This is a genomic window from Nocardiopsis sp. NPDC055824, from assembly GCF_053616335.1.
In genome coordinates, this window is record NZ_JBSHDN010000354.1 from 1 (window position 1) to 3631 (window position 3631).

4 protein-coding genes are annotated in these 3631 nt (G+C 70.0%); all 4 read right to left on the minus strand.

Going from position 1 to position 3631, the window contains the following annotated elements:
- Positions 1–83: 83 nt before the first annotated feature.
- The 4 genes from ehuA to ehuB are packed head-to-tail and all read right to left on the minus strand — an operon-like array spanning position 84 to position 3135.
- A complete protein-coding gene (gene ehuA, locus ACWGL3_RS31650; RefSeq protein ID WP_267946608.1) occupies positions 84–926 on the minus strand; it encodes an ectoine/hydroxyectoine ABC transporter ATP-binding protein EhuA in 843 nt (280 codons plus the stop codon).
- Positions 913–1551: an ectoine/hydroxyectoine ABC transporter permease subunit EhuD gene (ehuD, locus tag ACWGL3_RS31655; protein ID WP_344182042.1), complete on the minus strand. Its 639-nt coding sequence runs from the start codon at positions 1549–1551 to the stop codon at positions 913–915. The genes ehuA and ehuD overlap by 14 nt, the downstream gene beginning before the upstream one ends.
- On the minus strand, positions 1548–2276 hold the full coding sequence (ehuC, locus tag ACWGL3_RS31660; protein WP_267946610.1) for an ectoine/hydroxyectoine ABC transporter permease subunit EhuC: 729 nt from the start codon (positions 2274–2276) through the stop codon (positions 1548–1550). The genes ehuD and ehuC overlap by 4 nt, the downstream gene beginning before the upstream one ends.
- A gap of 7 nt (positions 2277–2283) precedes the next feature.
- Positions 2284–3135, minus strand: a complete 852-nt coding sequence (gene ehuB / locus ACWGL3_RS31665) for an ectoine/hydroxyectoine ABC transporter substrate-binding protein EhuB (RefSeq protein ID WP_267950523.1) — start codon at positions 3133–3135, stop codon at positions 2284–2286.
- Positions 3136–3631: the final 496 nt, after the last annotated feature.

Genomic DNA, 3631 nt, shown 5'->3' on the forward strand with positions numbered 1-3631 from the left:
GGCCCGGGTCGTGCTCCGACCCGGGCCCGCCCCGTGGCACGCCGTCCCGCCGCGCCGTGGACCGGGCCGGGCGGCGGCCGGTGTCAGACCCCGTTGTCCAGGACCGACCTGAGGAACGACCGGGTCCGCTCCTCCTGCGGGTCGCCGAAGATCTGGTCCGGCGTCCCCTCCTCCGCGATCTGCCCCTGGTCGAACATGAGCACGCGGTGCGACACGTCGCGGGCGAAACCCATCTCGTGGGTCACGCAGAGCATGGTGATGTCCGTGCTCTCGGCGACCTCGCGCAGGACGTCCAGGACACCGGCCACCAGCTCCGGGTCCAGCGCCGACGTGACCTCGTCCAGGAGAAGGATCTCCGGGCTCATCGCGAGCGCGCGGGCGATCGCCACGCGCTGCTGCTGGCCGCCGGACAGCTGGGTCGGGTGGGCGTCGACCTTGTCCGCCAGGCCCACCAGGTCCAGCAGCTGCTCGGCCTTGGCGTTCGCCTCCTCCTTGGGGATCCCGAGGACGTGGACCGGGGCCTCGATGACGTTCTGCCGCACGGTCATGTTCGGGAACAGGTTGAACTGCTGGAAGACCATGCCGATGCGCTTGCGGCGTTCGCGCAGGTAGCTCTCGCCGGCCGGGACCAGCCCTCCCGAACCGCCGCGGGGCATGTGGCTGAACGGTTCGCCGCCCACCCGGATGACGCCCTCGGTGACCTTCTCCAGGGTCATCAGCAGGCGCAGGATGGTGGTCTTCCCCGAACCGCTGGGCCCGATGAGGGTGACCCGCTCCCCGGGGTCGACCGAGAAGTCCAGGTGGTCGAGGACGGTGAGGTCGCCGAAGCGCTTGACCACCTGGTCGAAGACGATCAGGGGGCCTCCCCCGGCCCCGGCCCCGCCACCCTGGGGCCGTGCGTTCGTAGGGGTGTCAGACGGCGGCATAGCGTCGCTCCAGTCGTCGGATGATGATCGCGGACGGGATGCTCACGAGGAGGAACAGGAACCCGACGAGGGTGAACGCCTCCACGATCTTGAAACTCGCCTGGCCGACCTGCTGGGCGGTGGCCAGGAGCTCCACGACCGTGATGGCGAAGAGCAGCGGGGTGTCCTTGAACATCGCGATGAGATAGTTGCCCAGCGCGGGGATGACCTTGCGGATCGCCTGCGGCAGCACGATCGCCCCCCACGTGCGCCGGGCCGGGAGGCTCAGCGCGCGCGCCGCCTCCCACTGGCCCACGGCCACGCCCTCGATGCCCGAGCGGTACACCTCGGCGGTGTAGGCCGCGTAGTGCACCCCCAGGACGATGATGCCGACCATCAGGGGCGAGAAGCCCGCGGGCACGAGGGCGAAGACGAAGACCAGCTGCACCAGCAGCGGCGTGGTGCGGATGAACTCCATCACCACGTGGACGATCGTCCCGAGCACCGGGATCCGGCGGACCATGGCGATCACGAGGCCCAGGGCCAGCGCGATCAGGTAGCCGAACACGGTGGCCTGGACGGTGACCCACAGGCCGCGCAGGAGGTCCGGCATGACCTCCAGGGTGAACTCGAAGTCCCAGATCACTTGGCGACACCCACCTTCGTGCCCACGGACGGGGGCCGCAGAAGCGCCAGCAGCCCGGTGCCTCCGGGCGGGATCCGTCCCAGCTTGCGGTTGGCGCGGCGTTCGAGCAGTCGCATGCCGAAGATCAGCACCTGCGCGATCAGGTAGTAGAGGATGAGGGCTCCGGTGAAGGCCAGGACCGTCTCACCCGTGGCGGAGCGGATCTGCTGCGCCACGGCCGTCAGGTCGGCCACACCGATGAGGTAGGCCACAGCGGTGGCCTTCATGAGCTCGATGACCAGGTTGCCGAACGTGGGCAGCATCTGCGCCCACGCCTGGGGGAGCACCACCAGGCGGGTCCGCTGGAACCACGACATGTTCAGCGCGACGCACGCCTCCACCTGGGCCTTGGGCACGGCGTTGACGGCCGCGCGCACCACCTCGGCGCCGTAGGCTCCGAGGTTGATGCCCAGGGCGACGATCGCCGCGAAGGTGTCGTCCAGCTTGTAGCCGGACACCAGCGGTAGGGCGTACGCCATCCAGAACATCAGGACCAGTGCGGCGATACCGCGGAAGACCTCCACGTAGACCGTGGCCACGGCCCGGGGAAGCCAGTGCTTCATGCTGCCCAGGATCCCGAAGACCATGGCCAGCACGAAGGCCAGCGCACTGCCGCCCGCGGTCAGCTGGACGGTGATCAGAGCGCCGTCGAGATATCGGGGGAGCTGCTCGATCAGGAAGTCCACGTCGTGGTCATCCCTCGCAGAGTTCGGCGGTGGTCGTGTCGTCGGGGAGGTCCGCCTCGGTGAAGCCCCACTCCTCGCCCAGCTCCAGGAGGCGTCCGCTCTCCTTGAACTCGGCGATGACGCGGTTCATCTCCTCCAGGAGCTCGGTGTCCTCCTGGCGGACGCACAGGCCGCCCCAGCCCTTCTCCTCCCGGCCGTCGATCTCGGGGAAGAACGCCTCGGTGACCTCGAAGGGGCCGCCGCGGTCGATGAGGAGGTACTCGTGGGAGACCTTCAGCATGGACACCGCGTCGACCCGGCCCGCCTCCAGCAGCTCGTAGCCGGTGGTCTGGTCGGGGATGAGCTCCAGCTGGCCCTCGGGCACCTCGAAGTACTCGGCGTAGCTCTGCTCGACCGAGCCGTTGAGGACGGCCAGGGTCAGGTCGGGGTTGTCCACGAACGAGGTGAAGTGCTCGATGCCCTCGGGGTTGCCCTCGTTGACGAGGAAGGCCTCGGGGGACGTGGCGGTGGGCTCGGTGAAGGCGACCTGCTCGCAGCGGTCCGGCGTGATGAACACGCCGGCGGCGAGAACGTCGAATCGGTTCGCCTGGAGGCCGGGGATCAGGCCGTCCCAGGTGACCGGGGTCGGCTGGATCTCCGGGACGCCCAGCTCCTCGAAGACCGCTCTGGCGACGGCCGGGGACTGCCCCGCGGGGGCGCCGCTGCCGTCGATGAACCCGAACGGGATCTCGTTGGCGAGGCCGACGCTCACGAAGCCCTGTTCGCGCAGGCGTTCCAGGGTGGACTGTCCCCCTTCTTCCCCGCCGCCTCCCCCGTCGACCCGGGTGCAGGCGGCGAGGCCGACCGTGGCGAGCCCCACGCCGCCCAGTCGGAGTGCGTCTCGGCGGCCCCAGGTTCCTCGGCTGATCGCTGGTACCTGCTTCTTCACGACTGCTCCTCGGTGATTCGCGAGGCGGCGCCCCCGACCGGGAAGGCAGGACGGGTGCGCCGCGCATTCGGATGGTGGGACGCCTGGTGCGGGCGGTGCGCGGCGCTGGGCCGCGGCTGCCGCCGCCGGTCGGGACACGGAGCGGCGGCGCTGGTACGGGGTCTCCCTCCCCGAGCACATCCGGCAGTAACGAGACGGGTTTAGTCCGTTATGCACTGGTTATGGATACGCGGTCGCCGGGTGACCCGGCTTTCGGCCTGTTCAGGGCGGGTCACCTGTACCTGGTGACCCTGGGTCCGAGGCGCGGTCACACTGGGGCGTCGGTTCTCCGCCGTCCTTCCCTTCCCCCGACGCACCCCGGGCCCGGTCCGGAGACCCCCATCAAAACCCAGGACACGGCCGTGGGCGGGGTCCGCCGCGCGGACCC